Consider the following 20047-nt stretch of genomic DNA (forward strand, 5'->3'; position numbering starts at 1 on the left):
TTGCACGTCGGCGGGCTTTTTCGGAAAGCTGCCGGCATTTTAAAAACAGCCAGCCCGCTCCGGCCATTAAAAAGCGGTTTCAAGCAGCAGCGGTTCCGGCTGCGCCCCCGCGTTTTGCCGGATGCTGTCCAGCCATTCGGCAACCGATTTGCCGTATTTTTCGGCAAAATACGGCTCTTCCGGCTGCATGCCCCATACTTCGCGGATATACTGGCTGTTTAAATACGGCATCGACAGCATGCTTTTCAGCTGGATCATGAGAAAGTTCAGTTTGCCCGCCTGGATTCCGGGACCGCACCAGGCTTTGACGAGCTTTTTTAATAAATAACGCTCTTTCATGAAGTAAGTGGACAAAATTTCGCGGACAATTTGCGAATCAATGGTGACTTCCCGCCATACAAATCTGGACAGCAGGTGGTTTTCGCTTTGAAAGTGCAGGATGCGGAAGGCCGCCCGTTTTAATCCATCCTCCGAAAGATTTTGCACTTCTTCTTCAAGGCAGGCAATATACGGTTCAAAAAAGCGGATAAAACACGCTTCCAATAGCCCCTGTTTGCCGTTAAAGTAATAGGAAATATTGGCCGAATTGACTTTTGCGGAAGCCGCAATCGCCCTGATTGTTGTTCCTTTATAGCCCTTCGTATGAAATAAAGCAATCGCCGTATTAAATATTTTTTCTTTTGTTTCACTGCTGTTTCCGTCCATTTGTTCCACCCTTTCCTCTTTTTTGCTTGCCGGGCTTCCCCTTTTGTGTTAAAAATATTCTATTCCGTACTATTCCATATGCCGGGCCGGGGTTCCTTTAAAAACTTTCCGACAAAATCCCGCCCCGTTTTTAAAAAATTTGCTGATGTAAGGATGATGGCGATGTTTCATGCAGAAAATCCCCAGGGAACGAAGAAAGAAAAGTATGATCTTGTCGTAAAACAGCTGATCGCGCTCACAGAAGACGAACCGGATAAAATTGCCAATTTAAGCAATGCTGCAGCGCTGTTAAACCAGTTTCTTGACCGGGTGAACTGGGTCGGGTTTTATTTCGCAAGCGGGGATGAACTCGTCCTCGGGCCGTTCCAAGGTTTGCCAGCTTGTGTACGGCTTCCGTATGGAAAAGGGGTGTGCGGGACAGCCTGGAAAGAAAAACGGGTGCTCCGGGTCGCCGATGTGCAGCAGTTTTCGGGCCATATTGCCTGTGACGCCGCTTCCCAATCCGAAATTGTCGTCCCGCTGATGAAAAACGGTGAAGTGATCGGCGTTTTGGATATCGACAGCCCGGAAAAAAATCGATTTGATGCAGAAGATGAAGCGGGACTGGCAGCTTTTGCCGCAGCGCTGGAAAAAGTGCTGTAAGGCCGGTTTCGCAGGTTGATAAATAAGGAGATAAAAGCATGCCGAGTCCCAAAGGCCGGACGAACTTGGCAGGCAGCAAGGATTAAGCGGCCTGAAGCAGATATTAAAACCATAACCGAATGGATAAAAAATGCCCCCATTGCCGGATCAGGCAATGGGGGTTTTTTAAGGCGGCTGTACAAAAGCAATCAGCTGCAGTGCGCCCTTAATTGGCTTTCATTTCCATATCGCTGATGACCACCTGGTTTTTTCCGAGGCTTTTCGCATGATACAATCCGGCGTCTGCCCTGTTAAAAAGCGATTCCACCGTTTCATTCATCTCTTTATTCCAGTACGACACCCCGCACGAAATGGTAACCGGAGGATTTGTATTTTTCTCAACAGCCGCAAGCACCCTTTTGGCGACCTGCACCCCTGTTTGAAGCGGCACGCCGGGAAGATAAATCGCCATCTCCTCTCCGCCCCATCTTGCTCCGATATCGGTTGAACGAATGTTTTCTTTGATCAGCTTTGCAACCTGGATCAAAATTTCATCCCCGACTTGATGGCCGTATGTGTCATTGACTTTTTTAAAGTCGTCAATATCGAGCAAAATCAGCGTGCCCTGCTCATCTTCACCGATAGAAGTTTCCATCCGGCTGTTCAAGTAATTTTTGGCAAACAGCTGGGTAAGATGGTCGGTGATCACCATTTTTTCAAGCCGCTCGCGAAGCATGGAGTTGGTTAAGGCCATGCCCGATTGATAAATAAGCGACTGAAAAAGTTTGAACCTGTCAAAAGAAAAATGGTAAGGCGCTTCATGAAGAACAAGGCAGAACCCCTTTAAATCATCTTCCTGGATAATCGGGACAGCCATCAGCGAAGAAAAGCAATAGTTTCTGCCGGGAAAACGCTGGTTTAAGTTGCTGATAAACAGGGATTCTTTCGTATCAGCAAAAGAACGGTTTGCAAAATCAAGATACCGGATGCCTTCCTTTTCTTCAAAAATGGGGCTGCTGCCTTCAAGCAGGTCCATTTTTCCATTCTCCATCATCACGAACCCGATTGCCTGGGTATCAAATGAACTGGAGATCTGCTCCATTAAAAAATCGACGGTTTCTTTTAAATTCGCGCTTTTATTTAACTGGCGGGAAACCGAATTGATCAGGCGGAGTTCTTCAATGGACTGCATCGACTGCTGGTACAGCTTGGCATTCTCAAGCGCACTTCCCGCCGTATTGGCGAGCAGGCTGATAAATTCCAGATCGCTGCGGTTAAATTCATAGTTGGCAAAAGTGATGACCTGCAACACGCCGTACACGCCCTGCTTTCCCCTTAGCGGCGCATAAAGCATCGTTTCGTTTGTCCGCCATACCGTGGCAAGATGGACCTGGCCGTTTACATATGATTCGAGCGCCATTTCGTCGACCGCATCATATTGCAGCGATTTGATCGGCAAATCAAGATTGTGGTGATAATCGTCCGACAGCATTAAGGTGTATTCAAAAACCGGATACAGCCTTTTCAGCGTGTAAATGATTTCTGCAAGGATCGTATCCGTATCCATGGAAGAATGGAATTTTCCGGTCACTTGGAATAATTCGATGTAACGCTTTCTGTCGGCTTCGACAACAGACAACTCATACTTCAGCTGCAGGAAGTTCCGGCTTTCCCTGACAAACGCCTGCAAATCCGCGTCAGACAGCTCCCCGAACATCCTGTTTGGAATGGAAAGAAGCAGGCAGCCATCCTCCATGTTTTTTTCCGGAATAAAAAAAGCAATGTTAAACTGTTTTAAATAAGGATCCTTTTGCAGTTTCCCATTTGTGACAACCTGGGAGGCTGTTTTTAAAGCTTTAATTTTTCCGGATGGCACGACAAGTTCGACGTCATGCCGGAAAGGATTGTAAAAGCCGCATATTTTGTAAAACTTTGTGTTCTCGCTGTCCGGCTTATAATACACGATATGATCAGCGCTGAGCACTTCTGCCACGACCGCCACCCAGTCATCCAGGCTACTTGCTGTCTCAAGATTCATTAAATCCAGTAAACGGGACTTATAATATAGGATTAAATGATTTTCTTTCTTTTCCATTTCCTAATCACCCTGACCCTGTTTCCGTATAAAAGCGAAAAACGCATAAAAAGCGCGAGCCTTGAAAATGAAGAATATTAAAACAAAAAACTGCACGGGAGACGTAAAAATGTTAAAAACCGGTCAAATTAATACCATTATAATGCAAAAGAACTATAAATGTACAGTCTGCCTAACCGATATACTGTATATATTGTGTCTTAAGTCCTGTTATGAAGCCGTGCGAACGGGATGTGAAAATTTTTTGTCGCAACACAGACCAATTTGCCAGCTCTGAGGAGTAAAAATTTTTCGTGATAATTTAACTATTCCCCCCCCAAAAATGCGGCTAAATATGTAATAATTTAAATAATTAGAGCTTGCTGGACGAATATTTTGGCATGGCTTAGTGACAAGTCGAATACAAGCTAAAATTTGATTCGTTCAGCAAGCCCTAATTAAACTTGGCTGTTTTGAGGGGGTTTTTATTTTGGTTACTAGAAAAGAAAAAAGAAATCGTGAAAAAGAAGCAAATTATTTTTTCGAGTTCCTTAAAATTCAGAAGCATTTTTTCAAAGACCTGATGAATAACCTAAAAAAGGTAGCAGACCACCGACATCAAAGCTATATCACTTATGGTCCAGAGGTCCTTTTATTTACGATGATGTTGAAAAATATGACCGGCCTAAAATCCATGAGAAACATGAGTGAGCGTTTTAATAAAGAAGAATGTATTAAAAATGTAGGGAAGGTGTTAGGCTTAGATTCTCTTGAAGAACTTCCACATTATGATACAATTAACGACTTTTTATCTGGCTTAGATGTAAATGAATTAGAAAAAATTAGAACGTATATGATTAAAGAATTATTGAAAAAAAGGTCTCTCGAGTCTTATCGAATTGAAGGAAAGTACTGGGGTGTCATCATTGATGGAACTGGATTACACACCTTTCATAAGAAACATTGTAAACACTGCCTGAGACGGGCATATACAAATAAAGAAACAGGAGAAACGAACGTACTTTATATGCACCATGTACTTGAAGCCAAGCTTGTCGTGGGGGATATGGTCTTCAGTATTGCCTCCGAATTTATCGAAAATGAATCAGAAAATGTTTCTAAGCAAGATTGTGAATTAAAAGCCTTCGACAGGCTGGCAAAGAAAATAAAAAAAATATTTAAAAGACTACCGATTTGTATCTTGGGAGATAGTCTCTATGCATGTGAAACGGTATTTAATCTGTGCAGGGCGCACAAATGGAAATATATATGCAGATTTAAGGAAGGGAGAATTAAAAGTATCTCGACGGAGTTTAAGGCAATAAAAGAGCTGGAACAAAGTAAGGATCAGAATTCATTAGTTTGGGTGAATGATATTGCCTACAAAGACAGAACGGTCAATCTGATGGAGGCCACAATGAAAACAGAGGATGGGAAATCGAAAGAGTATGTATTTATAACGGATATTAAAATCACGAAAAAGAACGTGGAACGACTCATCGCTGCAGGAAGAAGCCGCTGGAAGATTGAAAATCAAGGATTTAACGAACAAAAAAATAATCGTTACAATATAGAACATGCCAATAGCCAAAACTACACAGCCATGAAAAATCATTATTTATTAGTTCAAATAACAGATATTATTAGACAGCTGTTTGAAAAAGGTTCGTCAATCTTAAAAGCACTCAAAAAAACGGCAAAAGAAAAATCCTCAAATCTGTTGGAATCGTTTCGGACACGCATTTTAACAGACGAGGATTTCACCCATTTAAGTAAGCCAATACAAGTAAGGTTTACTTAATGGTTATATTATAGCAAAGGATGTGATGTAAAAAAAGGTTTTTTTGAAGTTATCCACAATTTTAAAAAAGAAATTTGCAAATTCGGCTCTTTTTGACTTTGAAAGCAGAAAAAATAGATGGAAAAATTTTCTAAATGTGGATAAGTCATTTTATCATAAAACATCTAAAAATTGATGAATTTACTCTTCAGAACTGCCAATTTGCATTTGTTGTTGACTTTTTATCTTTGAAAACATATAATCAACGTTGTGTAAAATAATGCAGCCTTATTGGACGGCTTTGTGTTTGTATTTTGTTCCTTGCCTGAATGCAAGGTGTATCGTGTAACCCTCTGCTGCTGGGGCGATGGTACATGAAAACAAAATACGCATGAAGAAGTGTCCATGATATCTGTTTTTATTTTACAACAAAATAAAAACAAAGGAGGAGTCTTTCATGGCTCGTTATACAGGTCCAAGCTGGAAATTGTCCCGCCGTCTCGGGATTTCTTTAAGCGGTACCGGAAAAGAATTGGAGAAGCGTCCTTATGCACCTGGACAGCACGGCCCGAATCAGCGCAGAAAATTGTCTGAATATGGCTTGCAATTACAGGAAAAACAAAAGCTTCGCCATATGTACGGCTTAAATGAACGCCAATTCCACAACACTTTCCTGAAAGCTGGCAAAATGCAAGGGAAACACGGTGAAAATTTCATGGTTCTTTTGGAATCACGCCTTGATAACCTTGTTTACCGTCTCGGTTTGGCTCGCACACGCCGCCAAGCACGCCAGCTCGTAAACCATGGGCATATTCTTGTTGACGGCAAACGCGTCGATATCCCGTCTTACCGTGTAGAACCGGGGCAAACGATCGGCGTACGCGAAAAATCCCGCAACCTTGATGTTATCAAAGAAGCGATCGAAACAACGACATTCGTTCCGGATTACCTTTCTTTTGATGCAGACAAGCTTGAAGGGACTTACAGCCGCCTCCCTGAACGCTCGGAACTGCCGGCTGAAATTAACGAATCGTTAATCGTTGAGTTCTATTCAAGATAATAGGTGGCAATCTAACCGGTTTGTCTAACCGTGATAAGGCCCTGAAAAACTTGTTTTACCAAGTTTTTCAGGGCCTTTTATGTGTCTGAATTCCAGTGACGAGCGGGAAAATCCACGGATAAGTCTGCACCAATCATTAGCAATACATCGGGGGCATAATGATTACAAAAAATCAAATTTTTTCAACGTTTTAGTTGATCTCACAGGGATCTTGAGATAAATTAAATATAACATTAATGTGAAGTTAACATATAGATTAATAATACTTTTAAGCCAAAAGGAATCGTAAAAATTGTAAAGTGACAAACTCGTTACAAAAATAATATATCAAAAAAGAAGAAGAGATAAATTTAAGTGAGGGGTCATTCAATGATTAAAACTGAGCGTGCTTATAAAGAAGCTGTAGAAAAGCTAAAACAAGACAGGGAATTTATTGAGTCAGAGAAGTTGAGATTTAAAGATTTGGGGCTCACCCAAGAACAAATTGATCTCGCCATCCAACCTTATATGTCTTTTCACGAACAACTCAAAGAAGAAGTGGACTATTATGAAAGAATCAAGCGGGGAGAGTTCGACACTGTCATTAATTTACGGAACATCGGCAGAACTTTAATTGCATACAGAATATATATTGGCATGTCCCAAGCCGAATTGACAGAGAAACTGGGAGTGGCCCCGTCTCAAGTATCAAGGGATGAAAGAAATGAATACTATGGCGCTACGATTGAACGTATACGTGATGTAATGGAAGCAATGAACATGTTTTCGATTACAAAAATTGAACCGAAAGAAGTCCAATATGCATAATTGGGTTGGTCCAAACTGGAAAGTCCTTAACCGTGCGGGAAAATAAAAAAAGAGGAGTCCGTGCCATTGGTTTTCACCGTTGTGGCACAATTTACTGATAGCTTGCCCATGCCGGGTTAGGCACGGCGCGGCCGGGATAGAAATACAAATCAACAAAATGAAATAGAAAAGGCCGCCCGGGGCACGGTTGCTTTGCGGAGCGGCCTTTTTCTTACCTCTTCCTTTTGCGTCGCCACAGCATGAAAAGCGAAGCGGTCAGGGCAGCGGTGAGAAGCGGTTCTTTTTTCAATTTATTATCTTTTGTATACAGTGCATCCTTTACAATCAGGTTCACATTTTGCGGGCGTTCGGCAAGGCGCCGCATATAATAGCCGAACCAGTCATTTCCGAACGGCATGTACGTCGTGAAATGGTATTTTTTCGCCAGTTCATACTGCATCTCCTGGCGAAATCCGTACAGCATCTGAAACTCAAACCGGCTGTGCGGGATTTGGTTTTCTTCAATAAATGCTTCCAGTTCGCGAATGATGTGGTGGTCATGGGTGGCAATGGACGTATATGCCTCGCCGAGCAGCCGTTTTTTTACAAGCTTTACATAGTTCCGGTCAATTTCCGCTTTTGACTGAAAAGCGGCTGTCTCGCTTTCTTTGTAAGCGCCCTTTACAATCCTGAGCCGGACATCCTTCAGTTCATCCATAACCGCTTCGGCGTTGCGCAAATACGCCTGGATGACTGTCCCGACATTTTGGTACGTTTCAAGCAGGGTTTTCAACACCTCTATTGTAGCATGAAAATGGGTATAATCTTCCATGTCAATATTGATAAAAATCCCGTATGCTGCTGCACGCGTCAAAATGTCTTCCATATTTTGCAGGCAGAACGCACGGTCAATATCAAGCCCGAGCTGGGTCAGTTTCACCGAGATATGGCAATCCAGGTTCTCCTCATGAATCCTGTCCAGCATTTGCAGAATGCGCTGTTTCGCCGACTCCGCTTCCGCTTTTTCAGATACGAATTCGCCCAGATTGTCAACGGTACAGCTGATTCCACGGGCATTCATTTCCCGGATGGTCCGGGTGACGGAATCAATATCCGTCCCCGCCACAAATTTTTCAGCACCGAACCGGAAACCCCATTTTTGTGCACTTTTATTTAAAAACCTGCTGTTTGAAAGGCCGATGAAAAAATCTCTCGTCAAATTCGCCATACGCCTTTCCTCCCGTTAAAACATTTCCGATACAGATTTTGCTTCCATAAACAGCTTCAAATAATCCGGGCCGCCCGCTTTCGAATCGGTGCCGGACATTTTAAAACCGCCGAACGGCTGGTAACCGACAACGGCCGCCGTGCATCCCCGGTTAAAATACAGGTTGCCGACATGGAATTCGTACCGGGCGCGTTCCAAATGCTCCCTGTTTTTCGAAATGACGGCGCCTGTCAGTCCGTATTCCGTATTATTGGCAATTTCAAGCAGTTCGTCAAAATCTTTTCCTTTCGCAAAAGCGACAACCGGCCCGAAAATTTCTTCCTGCATGATCCGTGCCTTTGGATATACATCTTTAAAAATCGTCGGGTAAACGAAAAATCCTTTTTCGCCATTCGTTTCCCCACCGAAGACAAGTTCGCCTTCTTCTTTGCCGATTTCTATATAACTTTTAATCTTGTTAAACTGCTTTTCGTTAATGACTGCACCCATATACACATTTTCTTCGGACGGGTCGCCGACGGTTACGTTTTTCGCAAGGGCAATCGCCTTTTCGAGCACTTCTTCATACACGTCTTCATGCACGACTGCCCGCGAGCAGGCTGAACATTTCTGGCCGGAAAAACCGAATGCCGACTGGACAATCGCATCTGCAGCAAGATCGAGATCCGCTTCTTTATCAACAATAATCGTATCCTTTCCGCCCATTTCAGCGACAACCCGTTTTAAAAAGTGCTGGCCCTTCTGCACTTTCGCAGCCCGTTCATAAATGCGCAGGCCCGTTGCTTTGGAACCCGTAAAGTTAATCCAATGGGTGGAAGGATGATCCACCAGATAATCGCCGATTTCCGCCGGATCGCCTGGCACAAACTGGAGCACGCCCTTTGGAACCCCCGCTTCTTCCAAAATTTCAACGAGTTTGTATGCAATCACAGGCGTGCTTTCCGAAGGCTTCAGCAAAACCGGGTTCCCGGCAACAAGCGGGGCAACCGTCGTGCCGCAAACAATGGCGAAAGCGAAATTCCACGGTGGAATCGTTACCCCCGGTCCCATCGGCTGATAAAAATAAGTATTGTGCTCATTTTCACGCTGTGCCATTTCCTGCCCCTTTGCAAGCTCGAGCATCTGGCGGCCGTAGTATTCCAAAAAGTCGATTCCTTCCGCCGTATCCCCGTCCGCCTGGCTCCACGGCTTGCCGGCATCAAATACAAGCCACGCCGACAGCTCATGTTTGCGGCGGCGCGCAATCGCAGCGGCTTTGAACAACACATTCGCCCGCGTTTCAGGTGCCATTTTCCGCCAGCTGCGAAATGCCTCATTGGCACCTTCGAAAGCTTTGTCAACCAGTGCTTTCGATGCTTTCGAAACTTTCCCGACAACCTGTTCTTTATTCGCAGGATTGACGGATACGAGCTTATCCTCCGTAAAAATCCGTTCTCCGTTTATAACAAGCGGGTACTCCTTTCCGAGTTCCGCACGCACTTTTTCAAGTGCCGCTTCAAACGCCTGTACGTTCTCAGGCTGGTTAAAATCCGTTAATGGTTCATGTTTAAAAGGCAAGACCAATGAAAAAACCTCCTTCATCCTCGTTCTGACTTATTACCATGCAAAAAGCATGCCAACTGCTGCAACATCCCCTTTTGCTTTGTATTTGTAAAAAAATAAACCGTTTTCTATGTACAATATATTTACATAATTGTAAATCAAATGTACAATACCTTTACACGACAAAGGGGAGGAGGAGGGAAATGGCAAATGAACTGTCTTATTTGCAGTCGGTATTATCAGCGGAAAATGATGCGATTACGATTGTAAACGAAAAAAAGGAAGTCATTTATTGGAACGATGCCGCCGTCCGGACTTACAATATTCCAAAAGAAATGATCTTAACCAAAAAAATTACCGATTTTTTTCGTGATGATGATTTAATGGTGCTCAAAGTGTTGCGGACAAAAGCCCGTATTACCGATCAGTATCACCGGCCCCGCCCTGACAAGCATGTTGTTGTGAACGCCCGGCCCATTTTTGATAACAGCGGCAGTCTGATCGGCGCGGTATCCGTGGAACGCGATATCACCCAGATTGTCAGGCTGAACGACAATCTCGTCTCCACTTCTATTGAGCTGAATGAATTGCGCCAAAAAATGTACACAAGCTATGAAGAAACGCCTTTTTCCAAATTAAAAGGGAAAAGCCGCGTGCTCCGGAATACGATCCAAATTGCGGCGAAAGCGGCGAAAACGGATGCCGTCACGCTTATTCTCGGCGAGTCCGGCACAGGGAAAGAGATATGCGCGCGCGCCATCCATGAAGCAAGTGCGCGGAAAAACGGCCCTTTTATTCCGGTGAACTGCGGCTCGATTCCTTCTGCCTTGTTTGAAAGCGAATTATTCGGCTATGAACCAGGCACCTTTACGGGTGCGGAGAAAAAAGGAAAAGCCGGAAAAATTGAAGAAGCGGACGGAGGTACGCTGTTTTTGGACGAAATCGGCGAACTGCCGCTCGATATGCAGGTGAAATTGCTACGCGTGCTGCAGGAAAAAGTGATTTACCGCATTGGCGACGCTTCGGGCAGGAAAATCAATGTCCGCTTTATTGCCGCCACAAACCAGGACATTGAAAAAATGATGAAAGAAAAGACATTCAGGTCGGACCTTTATTACCGGCTAAATGTTATTCAAATTACGATGCCGCCATTAAGGATGCGCCCAGACGATATTCCGATCCTTGCCCGCTACTTTCTAAAACAATTTGCCGTCCAGTATAAAATGCCTGAACCGGAGCTTGCCCCCGATGCCCTCTCTTTCCTGCAAACGTACGATTGGCCGGGGAATGTCCGGGAGCTCAGGAATTTAATGGAACGGATGGTGATTTTATCAGAAAAGCCGTTTATTGACCGTACTTCCCTTCTTCGCTTTTTCCAAGGAACCGAAATGCGGGCGTCCGAACACGTCCTCCCGGAAAGCGGCACTTTGCCTGTGGAAAAAGAAAATATGGAAAAACAGCTCATCGAAAAAGCATTGCGCAAAGCAGGCGGGAACAAATCCGCCGCAGCAAAAGAACTGGGCATTTCAAGGGTCACCTTGTATCAGAAGTTGAAAAAATTTGGAATTGGGAGCTGACTTCCGGCGGGAAAAACGAAAAGAGAAAGGCAAGTCGCAATTGGAACCATAAAAAAGGGATGCACATTTTAGGCATCTCCATTGTGCATCCCTTTATCCTCAATGTTTAATTAAAAAGTATTTTTTCTTTCCCCTTCTAATGACGGTAAATTCGCCGCCGATTTTATCCTGTTCCCCTAACGCATAGCCGAGATCCGTTATGCGGTCACCGTTTACGTAAATGGCACCGTTTTGGATATCTTCGCGTGCCTGGCGTTTTGACGGGGAGATTTTGGCGGCAACGAGCAACTCCACAAGCTGCTTTTGTTCTTCGCTTTCAAGCTGGAATGACGGAACATCTTTAAATCCCTGCTTCATTTCTTCAGCCGACAGTTTCTTCACATTGCCGCTGAACAATGCTTCCGTAATATTCAAAGCCTGCTGCAATGCTTCCTCCCCATGGATCAGTTTTGTCATTTCCGCGGCCAGCGCTTTTTGGGCTTTGCGGAGATGCGGTTCGGTTTCAACCGATTTTTCCAGCTCTTCGATTTCTTCTTTTGGCAAGAAGGTGAAGTACTTCAAGTATTTTACGACATCGAGGTCAGCCGTGTTGACCCAGAACTGGTAAAACTCATATGGCGATGTTTTCTCGGCATCGAGCCAGACTGCGCCGCTTTCTGTTTTCCCGAATTTGGTGCCGTCCGCTTTTGTGACAAGCGGAATGGTTAGTCCGAAAGCTTTTTCGCCTTCCGGTTCAAGCTTGCGGATCAGCTCAAGGCCGCTTGTAATATTGCCCCACTGGTCACTTCCGCCGATTTGCAGGCGGCAGTTGTATTGTTTATACAAGTTAAAGTAGTCGACGGCCTGGAGGATCGTATATGTAAATTCCGTAAACGAAATACCAGTTTCAAGCCGGGATGCGATCGTATCTTTTGCAAGCATGTAGTTGATGCCGATATGCTTTCCGTAATCACGCAGGAAAGTAACAAGGTCCATCGAGCCGTGCCAGTCATAGTTATTGACCATGATGGCGGCTGACTCGCCGTCAAAATCGAAAAATCGTTCCAGCTGTTTTCTCAATGCTTCGCCGTTTTGCTTGACCTTTTCAACCGTTAACAGCTTTCTTTCTTCCTTCTTGCCGCTCGGGTCGCCGATCATGCCGGTTGCCCCGCCGAGCACGACAATCGGCCGGTGTCCCGCCTGCTGGAAGCGACGCAGCGTGAGGTACGGGAGAAGATGCCCGATATGCATGCTGTCGCCTGTCGGGTCAATCCCGCAATACAGGGTCACTTTCCGGTTTTGAAGCAACTCCGCGAGCCCTTCTTCGTCTGTTTGCTGGTAAATGATCCCCCGCCATTTTAAATCTTCAAGTAAATCCATTTAAAATCCCACTCCTTTTTTATGTAGCCTCTGGTGCCGGCATCTTTCAGGTTCCAAGTGCCCTACTTAACGATGATGGGATCATGAAACCTGTATGCTGCCTTCTTTTTCCTGTAAACAATAAAAACGCCCCTCCGTCAAAACGAAGGGACGATTGTATCGCGTTACCACCCAACTTGAGAATTGCTTCTCCACTCATTTGGATAACGGCTGGGGGCCGTCTGCCGTATCCGGCAAAAGCTCCGGGGTGTAATTCGCCGCCTGCCTGTACCGGTTCGCACCAACCACCGGCTCTCTTGTATGCAGCAACAGGAAGCTACTTGATCCTTTCGACGCTTCATTCATCAAATTGTAAGTTATTTTACCATATACATTTTGAAATGTCAACCTTGCCAAGCAGGCTGCACCAGCGCTTTCTTCAAATCCGGTAATGCCCATTTTAACCTTTCCTCATCCGGCAAAGGCCCTGTTCCGTCCCGAAGCACGCCTTCCAGCGTGTCTTCCCGTTTTCTTCCAACCCAAACCGTGCCTTTCCGATCGTATACACCCGGCAATCACCGGGCATGGGCGGCAACACCGGCAATCCGTTCCGGGCAGGTGTAAATATTCATCGACCCGCCGCGGATAAAGCCGATCGTGGTAATGCCGAGTTCTTCGGCGGATTCCAGGGCGAGTGTGGTGGGTGCCGATTTCGATAAAATCACCTCGCAGCCGATTTTGGCTGTCTTCAATAAAATTTCCGAGGAAATGCGCCCGCTGAATGCAAGGATTTTCCCTTTTGTGGAAACCTGATTTTTCAAACAATATCCGTAAATTTTATCAAGCGCGTTATGGCGGCCGATATCCATCCGGCTGACAAGGATCCCGCCGGCATCGCACAGCGCAGCATTATGGACGCCCCCTGTTTTTTTAAACACTTCGGCATTCTCCTGCAATGCTTCCATCAGCCGGAAACAATCATCAACTGTAATCCGGACGTGCACACCGTCCATTTTTTTCGCCGCCAGAGCATCATTGACAAAAACAAACGCCTGCCTGCTCATTCCACAGCAGGAGGTGATATAACGTTTATTTTGCAGCTGTTCGTAATAAGGATTAAGATGATCGGTCCGGACATGGACGAATCCTCCTTTTTCATCCGTCCAGATGTCGCGGATATCTTCATAGCGCCGGACAACCCTTTCCGACACAAGATAACCGACCGCCATGTCCTCGATATATTCAGGTGTGCACACCATCGTCACCCATTCCTGCCCATTCACTTTTAATGTCACCGGGAATTCCGTTGCGACTGTATCCAGCGCCCGTTCGAGCCTCCCGTTCTTGAAACGGAGAATTTCCCTCTGCGTGTCCACATTTTTCATGGGTTCAACAGCCCCCTGTCTATAATGTTTTATTTTAAAGGAATCAGATTAAAAACAAAAGCCGCCCGCTCAAATAGGCAAAACACTCTGATGGTTTGTTCATTTTTGCATCAGATGCTAGAATAAAAAAAGAGAATGATAGTTTTATTTTTGCAAAGGTTTGGTATAAGTAACAGAGTTGCCGGTTTTTTGTATTCTTTTCTGAAGGCCTGCCTTCACTGTTTGCAAAAGGAGGAAAAGAAATGGAAACCAAATCGATTCACATCACGATTGATGGCCGGGATTATGAAGCCCGCCCCGGCGAGAAAATCATCGATGTGATCAACCGGAATGATATTTTTCATCCACAAATTTGCTATTACCCGGAAGTAGATCCGATCCAAACTTGCGACACGTGTATTGCGGAAGTGAACGGGGAACTGATGCGCACCTGTTCGACGGCGGCGGAGGACGGCATGGTGGTCCGCCTCAGCGATGACCAGTCGGAAGCGGCCCGGCATGACGCGATGGACAGGATTCTCGCCAACCACCTTTTATACTGTACGGTGTGCGACAATAACAACGGCAACTGCATCGTCCACAATACAACGGAAAAAATGGGCATCGAACACCAGAAATATCCGTTTACGCCAAAAACGGACGCAAGCGGGGTCGACTATTCGCACCCGTTTTACCGGTACGACCCGAACCAGTGCATCGCATGCGGGAGATGCGTGGAAGCCTGCCAAAATCTGCAGGTGAACGAAACGCTTTCCATTGACTGGGAAGCAGAACGCCCGCGCGTCATTTGGGATAACGGCGTTCCGATCAATGAATCGTCATGCGTTTCCTGCGGGCATTGCGTCACCGTCTGCCCTTGCAATGCACTGATGGAAAAATCGATGCTCGGCGAGGCAGGCTATTTAACCGGGCTTGAAGAGGATCTGCTCGACCCGATGATTGATCTTGTGAAAAAAGTCGAACCGGGTTACGGCAGCATTTTTGCCATATCCGAAATCGAAGCTTCGATGCGCGAACAGCGCACGAAAAAAACGAAAACCGTTTGCACCTTCTGCGGTGTCGGCTGCACATTTGAAGTATGGACAAAGGGCCGGAAAATTTTAAAAATCGAACCGAAGCATGAAGGCCCGGTAAACGCCATCTCCACTTGCATCAAAGGAAAATTCGGCTGGGATTTTGTCAATTCCGATAAACGGCTGACAAAACCGCTTGTCCGCAAAGACGGTAAATTTGTAGAAACATCATGGGATGAAGCGCTCAGCGTGGTGGCAAGCCGGCTGAAAGAAATCCATTCGCAATACGGAAAAGATGCGGTCGGTTTTATTTCTTCTTCAAAAGTCACCAATGAAGAAAACTATTTAATGCAAAAGCTGGCGCGCCAGGTATTTGAAACCAACAATGTCGACAACTGTTCGCGCTATTGCCAGTCGCCGGCAACGGACGGCCTGCTCAGAACCGTTGGCATGGGCGGCGACAGCGGCACGATTAAAGATATTGCCTCAGCCGGTCTTGTCATAATTGTCGGCGCGAACCCGGCGGAAGCCCACCCGGTCCTTGCAACTCGCATCAAACGGGCCCATAAACTGCACGGCCAGAAACTGATTGTTGCCGATATGCGCAAAAACGAAATGGCAGAGCGCGCTGATCTTTTTATCCATCCGAACCAGGGCACAGACCAGGTATGGCTGATGGCGGTGACGAAATATATCATCGACCAAGGCTGGCATGATGAAAACTTCATTGCGGAAAAAGTGAACTTTTTTGATGAATTTAAAGAAACGCTTGAAAAATACACGCTCGACTACGCTGAAAAGATGACCGGTATCCCGAAGGAAACGCTGATCCAAATCGCCGAAATGATCCATCAGGCAGACGGAACATGTATCCTCTGGGGCATGGGCGTCACGCAAAATACAGGTGGTTCCGATACGTCCGCTGCTATTTCCAATCTGCTTCTTGCAACCGGAAACTATACACGTCCGGGTACAGGCGCTTATCCACTGCGCGGGCATAACAACGTGCAAGGCGCATGCGATATGGGCACGCTGCCGGGATGGCTGCCGGGCTACCAGCATGTGGAGGATGATGCGGCACGCGAAAAATTTGAAAAAGCGTACGGCGTCAAAATCAGCAACAAACCGGGACTGAACAATATTGAAATGCTGCATGCGATTGCAGCCGGGCAGTTAAAAGCGATGTATATCATCGGCGAAGACATGGCGCTTGTCGACTCCGACGCCAACCATGTAAGCGAGGAACTTTCCAATCTTGACTTTCTTGTCGTCCAGGATGTCTTTTTCTCAAAAACGGCCCAATATGCGGATGTTATTTTGCCTGCAGCTCCGTCGCTTGAAAAAGAAGGCACCTTTACAAACACGGAACGCCGTGTGCAACGGCTATACCAGGCGCTCCCGGCTTTGGGCGAATCCAAACCGGACTGGTGGATTATCCAGGAAGTGGCAAAACGACTCGGCGCAGACTGGAATTACAGCCACCCGGGCGAAATATTTGCCGAAATGGCCAGCCTGACCCCGCTGTTTGCACAGGCAGACTACGACAAATTGGAAGGCTGGAACAGTTTCCTTTGGGGAAGCCTCGATGGTGCCAATACCCCGCTTCTTTACAAGGACGGCTTCCCGTTCCCGGACGGCAAAGCGCGGTTTGCCCTGACAGACTGGGTAAAACCGGCCGAATTTCCGGAACAATACGATTTGCATATTAATAACGGCCGGATGCTGGAACAGTTCCACGAAGGCAATCTGACCAATAAATCGGAAGGCATCGAATCAAAAGTCCCGGGCGTATTCGTTGAAGTGTCGCCGGAGCTTGCAAAAGAACGCAATCTCGACACCGGAGACCTTGTCCGCGTCACTTCCCCGTTCGGCTCGCTGCAACTGCATGTGCTGGTCACAGATCGCGTGCAGGGCAAAGAACTATACTTACCGATGCACTCGACGGAAAAAGAATCGGCGATCAACTTCTTAACCGGGCCGATTTACGATAAACGGCAAAGCACACCGGCGTTTAAACAAACGAAAGTGAAGATGGAACTGATCCGAAAAGGTGGGGAGTCACCACTGCCGAAATCAAACCACCGCGATAAGAAACGAAATCCTACACGCGGCGTGGAAGTCGAACGCAAATGGCAGCGCGAAGGCTATCAACCATTAACAGACGTACACTAAGAGAGGGGGAAAAAGGATGGCCGCTCCGATCACAGAGATTGCAAGACAGCAGCCGACGGAAGAAGAAGTCACCCGGCAAAAGCTCGAGGAATTGGAAAAACTGGTTGCCGATCATAAAGATGCGTTTGAAAATTTGATCCGGCTGATCGATGATTTCAATGATACTGGCGCACTGGAAGCCGCAAATGCAATGATTCTCGCAAAAAATGATATTTTAAAAATCGTCCTTGAGCAATTATCCCGGGAACAGGTCGTCAACCTGATCAACATGCTGCTCGGCACGGCCGGCGTCTTTATGAAAGCCGACCACGACCTTATTATCCACTTGATGAACGGTGTAGCATCAGGCTTTGATGAAGGCAAACAATTCATTGGCTCGGAAGAAAAAGTGACATTGTTCGGGCTGCTGAAATCGTTGAGCGACCCGGACGTCAACCGGGCAGTCGGTTTCGCCATTTCCTTTTTGAAGGGCATGGGAAAAGCGCTCCAGGAACCGGTGCCGAAAAAAGAAGACGTGGATAATGAAACATTGGCAAATATTTAACGCCATTCGAAAAGGAAGCACGGAAATGCGTGCTTCCTTTTTCATTGAAAATATTTTTGGTAGAGCGAACGGGCCTCTCTCTTATCTTTCGTACCGTGAATGAGCATCCTGCCGTCCGGAAATAAAACCGTCCGGTGACCTTCAAGCGCGGTGATCATTAAGTAGCCGTTATACTCTACGGCAGCACCGCCCGCTTTCATCTCCCGCGCCATGTTTTCAAGCTCGAACGCGCCCGGATGACGGATTTGTACTGTATCCCGCCCGCATAGCACATCAGCCGATGATTGGGATTGTAGGGCCGGATAGACCGGATGCCCCCCGCATGACGGACAGTCCTTATTTTTCATTTTTCCTGCTTTGATGAAATGATGTTCACCTTGCCAAATATCAAAAACGGCAACGGAATCGCGCGGCTTTTCCCCGGAAAGCAGTTTTAAAGCTTCCGTTGTCTCGTAAGCCGCAGTCATTTGCACAGCCGGCGCGATAATGCCTGCTGTATCGCACGTCGCGTGGTAAGCGGGGAGATGGCCAATCAGGCAGCGGAGGCAAGGCGTTTCTCCGGGAATGATCGGAAACGAAACACCACAGCTGCCGACGCAGGAGCCGTAAATCCACGGGATCCGGTATTTTTGCGCCAGGTCATTCACATAAAAGCGCGTCTCAAAATTATCGGTCCCGTCAATGATCACATCAACGCCTTCTCCCAAAATAGAAAGCAATTTCGGATCAAATGCATCGATCACATGCGCCTCGATACGGATGGTGCTGTTGATGGCTTTAAGCCGGTTTTTTGCAGCGATCGCTTTTGGCAAATGGTTGCGCGCATCTTCTTCGCAGTACAAATTTTGCCGCTGCAAATTCGTTTCATCGACATAGTCGCGGTCCACCATCGTGATTTTTCCGACCCCCGCCCGCGCCAAGCTTTCCGCAACAGCGGAGCCGAGCGCGCCGGCGCCAATTATGAGCACATGGCCTTTTGAAATGTTTTGCTGTCCGTTTTCACCGATCGGGGCAAACAGTATTTGCCGGGAATACCGTTCCATGCTCATTCCTCCTGCCTGATAAAATGCCCGCTTTTTCCGCCTGTTTTTTCGATCAGATAGGTCGGCCCGATGACCATGCCTTTGTCCAGTGCCTTGCACATATCATAGACGGTCAGCGCACATACGGACGCCGCTGTCAAAGCTTCCATTTCCACGCCCGTTTGCCCTTTCGTTTTGGCCGTTGTTTCGATGTCAAGGCGATACCCGTCTTCCCGTTTTTGCCAGCTGAACGAAATGTCAACGCCTGTCAGAGGCAACGGGTGGCACATCGGAATGACATCCGCCGTTTTTTTCGCGCCCATAATGCCGGCCACCTGCGCGACGGCAAGCACGTCCCCTTTTTTGATTTTAAAGTTTGTAATCTGTTCATAGACTTCCTTTGAAACGAGCACACTGCTTTTTGCACGCGCCGTCCTGGAGGTTTCCGGTTTTGCCGTTACATCGACCATTTTGACGCGGCCCTGTTCGTTCATATGCGTCAAGTTTCCCATTTTTCAACCTCCGCTGACCGGCGGAATGAGGGCAACGGTATCGCCGCTATGGACCATTTCCTCATCGCGGGCAAATTCTTCGTTCACGGCCACCATCACCGCGTCCTGCTGCAAAATCCCTTTTTCCGCAAGCGTCTCGCGCAGTTCGCCGACCGTCATATTTTCGCCATTGATTTCCATTTCAGAACGGCCAGCCTGTTCTTTTAAATGAGCAAATAACAATACTTTAATCATCATTCAAACGCCTCCGGTGCCCCTGATTCGTAAAAAACCGTTTCCTTTTGGTTGCCAACCCACATTTCGCCGTTTTCCCAATGTTCTTTTTTCCAGATCGGCACCATTTCTTTGATTCTTTCAATTGCGTACCGGTTTGCCCGGTAGGCCTCATCTCGGTGCGGGGCGGAAACCGCAATCGCAACCGCAATGTCGGAGATGTCGAGGCGTCCGATCCGGTGCACGATGGCCGTTTTGGCTGCCGGGAACTGCTGCCGGATTTCGGCACCGATTTGTTCCAATTTTTTCCGGGCCATTGGTTCGTATGCTTCATATTCCAGATACAATGTTTTCTTTCCTTTTGTCATTTCCCGGACAGTGCCGATAAAAGTGACAATAGCGCCCGCATTCCGGTCGGCAACCGCCTCGATCAGTTTGGAAACGTCCACCGGTTCTTTTACAATTTCAAACATAC

At 46.7% G+C, this 20047-nt stretch carries 17 protein-coding genes and 1 other annotated feature; of the genes, 7 read left to right on the forward strand and 10 right to left on the reverse strand.

The window, feature by feature from the left end; translation table 11 throughout:
- Positions 1 to 66: 66 nt before the first annotated feature.
- A complete protein-coding gene (gene refZ, locus OF158_RS11515; RefSeq protein WP_017551288.1) occupies positions 67 to 705 on the reverse strand; it encodes a forespore capture DNA-binding protein RefZ in 639 nt (212 codons plus the stop codon).
- Between the two features lie 162 nt (positions 706 to 867).
- Here refZ and OF158_RS11520 point away from each other — a divergent pair, with 162 nt between their 5' ends.
- Positions 868 to 1347 carry a GAF domain-containing protein gene (locus OF158_RS11520; RefSeq protein WP_014097722.1) on the forward strand — a complete coding sequence of 160 codons (480 nt, stop codon included), beginning with the start codon at positions 868 to 870 and terminating at the stop codon, positions 1345 to 1347.
- Positions 1348 to 1552: 205 nt separating this feature from the next.
- Here the strand turns inward: OF158_RS11520 and OF158_RS11525 are convergent, their stop codons facing one another.
- Positions 1553 to 3421, reverse strand: coding sequence for a sensor domain-containing diguanylate cyclase (locus OF158_RS11525; RefSeq protein ID WP_035184349.1), 1869 nt, complete (start codon positions 3419 to 3421; stop codon positions 1553 to 1555).
- A 469-nt stretch (positions 3422 to 3890) separates the two neighbouring features.
- Between OF158_RS11525 and OF158_RS11530 the strand changes: the two genes are divergently transcribed.
- The 3 genes from OF158_RS11530 to OF158_RS11540 all read left to right on the forward strand — a co-directional run bounded on the left by OF158_RS11530 (position 3891) and on the right by OF158_RS11540 (position 7047).
- Positions 3891 to 5201 (forward strand): transposase family protein, encoded by a 1311-nt coding sequence (locus OF158_RS11530; RefSeq protein ID WP_043052509.1) that lies wholly within the window; start codon positions 3891 to 3893, stop codon positions 5199 to 5201.
- A gap of 436 nt (positions 5202 to 5637) precedes the next feature.
- Positions 5638 to 6240, forward strand: coding sequence for a 30S ribosomal protein S4 (gene rpsD / locus OF158_RS11535; protein WP_013859951.1), 603 nt, complete (start codon positions 5638 to 5640; stop codon positions 6238 to 6240).
- A 369-nt stretch (positions 6241 to 6609) separates the two neighbouring features.
- Positions 6610 to 7047 carry a helix-turn-helix domain-containing protein gene (locus OF158_RS11540; protein WP_026683661.1) on the forward strand — a complete coding sequence of 146 codons (438 nt, stop codon included), beginning with the start codon at positions 6610 to 6612 and terminating at the stop codon, positions 7045 to 7047.
- A gap of 211 nt (positions 7048 to 7258) precedes the next feature.
- On the opposite strand, the gene OF158_RS11545 is transcribed toward OF158_RS11540, so the two are convergent.
- Together OF158_RS11545 and pruA are read right to left on the reverse strand one after the other, a co-directional pair.
- On the reverse strand, positions 7259 to 8254 hold the full coding sequence (locus OF158_RS11545; protein WP_035184340.1) for a proline dehydrogenase family protein: 996 nt from the start codon (positions 8252 to 8254) through the stop codon (positions 7259 to 7261).
- Positions 8255 to 8269: 15 nt separating this feature from the next.
- Complete coding sequence (gene pruA / locus OF158_RS11550) at positions 8270 to 9817, reverse strand: L-glutamate gamma-semialdehyde dehydrogenase (RefSeq protein ID WP_035184337.1); 1548 nt, start codon at positions 9815 to 9817, stop codon at positions 8270 to 8272.
- Positions 9818 to 9999: 182 nt separating this feature from the next.
- Between pruA and OF158_RS11555 the strand changes: the two genes are divergently transcribed.
- Positions 10000 to 11373 (forward strand): sigma-54 interaction domain-containing protein, encoded by a 1374-nt coding sequence (locus OF158_RS11555; protein WP_035184335.1) that lies wholly within the window; start codon positions 10000 to 10002, stop codon positions 11371 to 11373.
- A 99-nt stretch (positions 11374 to 11472) separates the two neighbouring features.
- On the opposite strand, the gene tyrS is transcribed toward OF158_RS11555, so the two are convergent.
- A complete protein-coding gene (gene tyrS / locus OF158_RS11560) occupies positions 11473 to 12732 on the reverse strand; it encodes a tyrosine--tRNA ligase (protein ID WP_035184333.1) in 1260 nt (419 codons plus the stop codon).
- 143 nt (positions 12733 to 12875) lie between these two features.
- Positions 12876 to 13074: a binding site (T-box leader), on the reverse strand.
- Between the two features lie 212 nt (positions 13075 to 13286).
- The gene (gene fdhD, locus OF158_RS11565; protein WP_014097714.1) at positions 13287 to 14096 is read right to left on the reverse strand and encodes a formate dehydrogenase accessory sulfurtransferase FdhD; all 810 of its coding nucleotides are present in this window, start codon (positions 14094 to 14096) and stop codon (positions 13287 to 13289) included.
- Positions 14097 to 14338: 242 nt separating this feature from the next.
- On the opposite strand from fdhD, the gene fdhF reads away from it, so the two are divergent.
- Both fdhF and OF158_RS11575 read left to right on the forward strand, forming a co-directional pair.
- A complete protein-coding gene (gene fdhF, locus OF158_RS11570) occupies positions 14339 to 17281 on the forward strand; it encodes a formate dehydrogenase subunit alpha (RefSeq protein WP_043052488.1) in 2943 nt (980 codons plus the stop codon).
- A gap of 16 nt (positions 17282 to 17297) precedes the next feature.
- Entirely contained in the window at positions 17298 to 17825 is a 528-nt protein-coding gene (locus OF158_RS11575) for a helical membrane plugin domain-containing protein (protein ID WP_017550278.1), read from the forward strand.
- Between the two features lie 41 nt (positions 17826 to 17866).
- Here the strand turns inward: OF158_RS11575 and OF158_RS11580 are convergent, their stop codons facing one another.
- The 4 genes from OF158_RS11580 to OF158_RS11595 are packed head-to-tail and all read right to left on the reverse strand — an operon-like array spanning position 17867 to position 20045.
- The gene (locus OF158_RS11580; RefSeq protein WP_035184323.1) at positions 17867 to 18868 is read right to left on the reverse strand and encodes a ThiF family adenylyltransferase; all 1002 of its coding nucleotides are present in this window, start codon (positions 18866 to 18868) and stop codon (positions 17867 to 17869) included.
- 2 nt (positions 18869 to 18870) lie between these two features.
- The gene (moaC, locus tag OF158_RS11585; RefSeq protein ID WP_035184321.1) at positions 18871 to 19359 is read right to left on the reverse strand and encodes a cyclic pyranopterin monophosphate synthase MoaC; all 489 of its coding nucleotides are present in this window, start codon (positions 19357 to 19359) and stop codon (positions 18871 to 18873) included.
- Positions 19360 to 19362: 3 nt separating this feature from the next.
- Complete coding sequence (gene moaD, locus OF158_RS11590) at positions 19363 to 19593, reverse strand: molybdopterin converting factor subunit 1 (RefSeq protein WP_026104495.1); 231 nt, start codon at positions 19591 to 19593, stop codon at positions 19363 to 19365.
- Entirely contained in the window at positions 19593 to 20045 is a 453-nt protein-coding gene (locus tag OF158_RS11595) for a molybdenum cofactor biosynthesis protein MoaE (protein ID WP_017550277.1), read from the reverse strand. The genes moaD and OF158_RS11595 overlap by 1 nt, the downstream gene beginning before the upstream one ends.
- Between the last annotated feature and the right edge of the window lie 2 nt (positions 20046 to 20047).

The organism is Weizmannia sp. WK01 (assembly GCF_025905465.1).
GTDB lineage: Bacteria > Bacillota > Bacilli > Bacillales > Bacillaceae_C > Weizmannia > Weizmannia faecalis.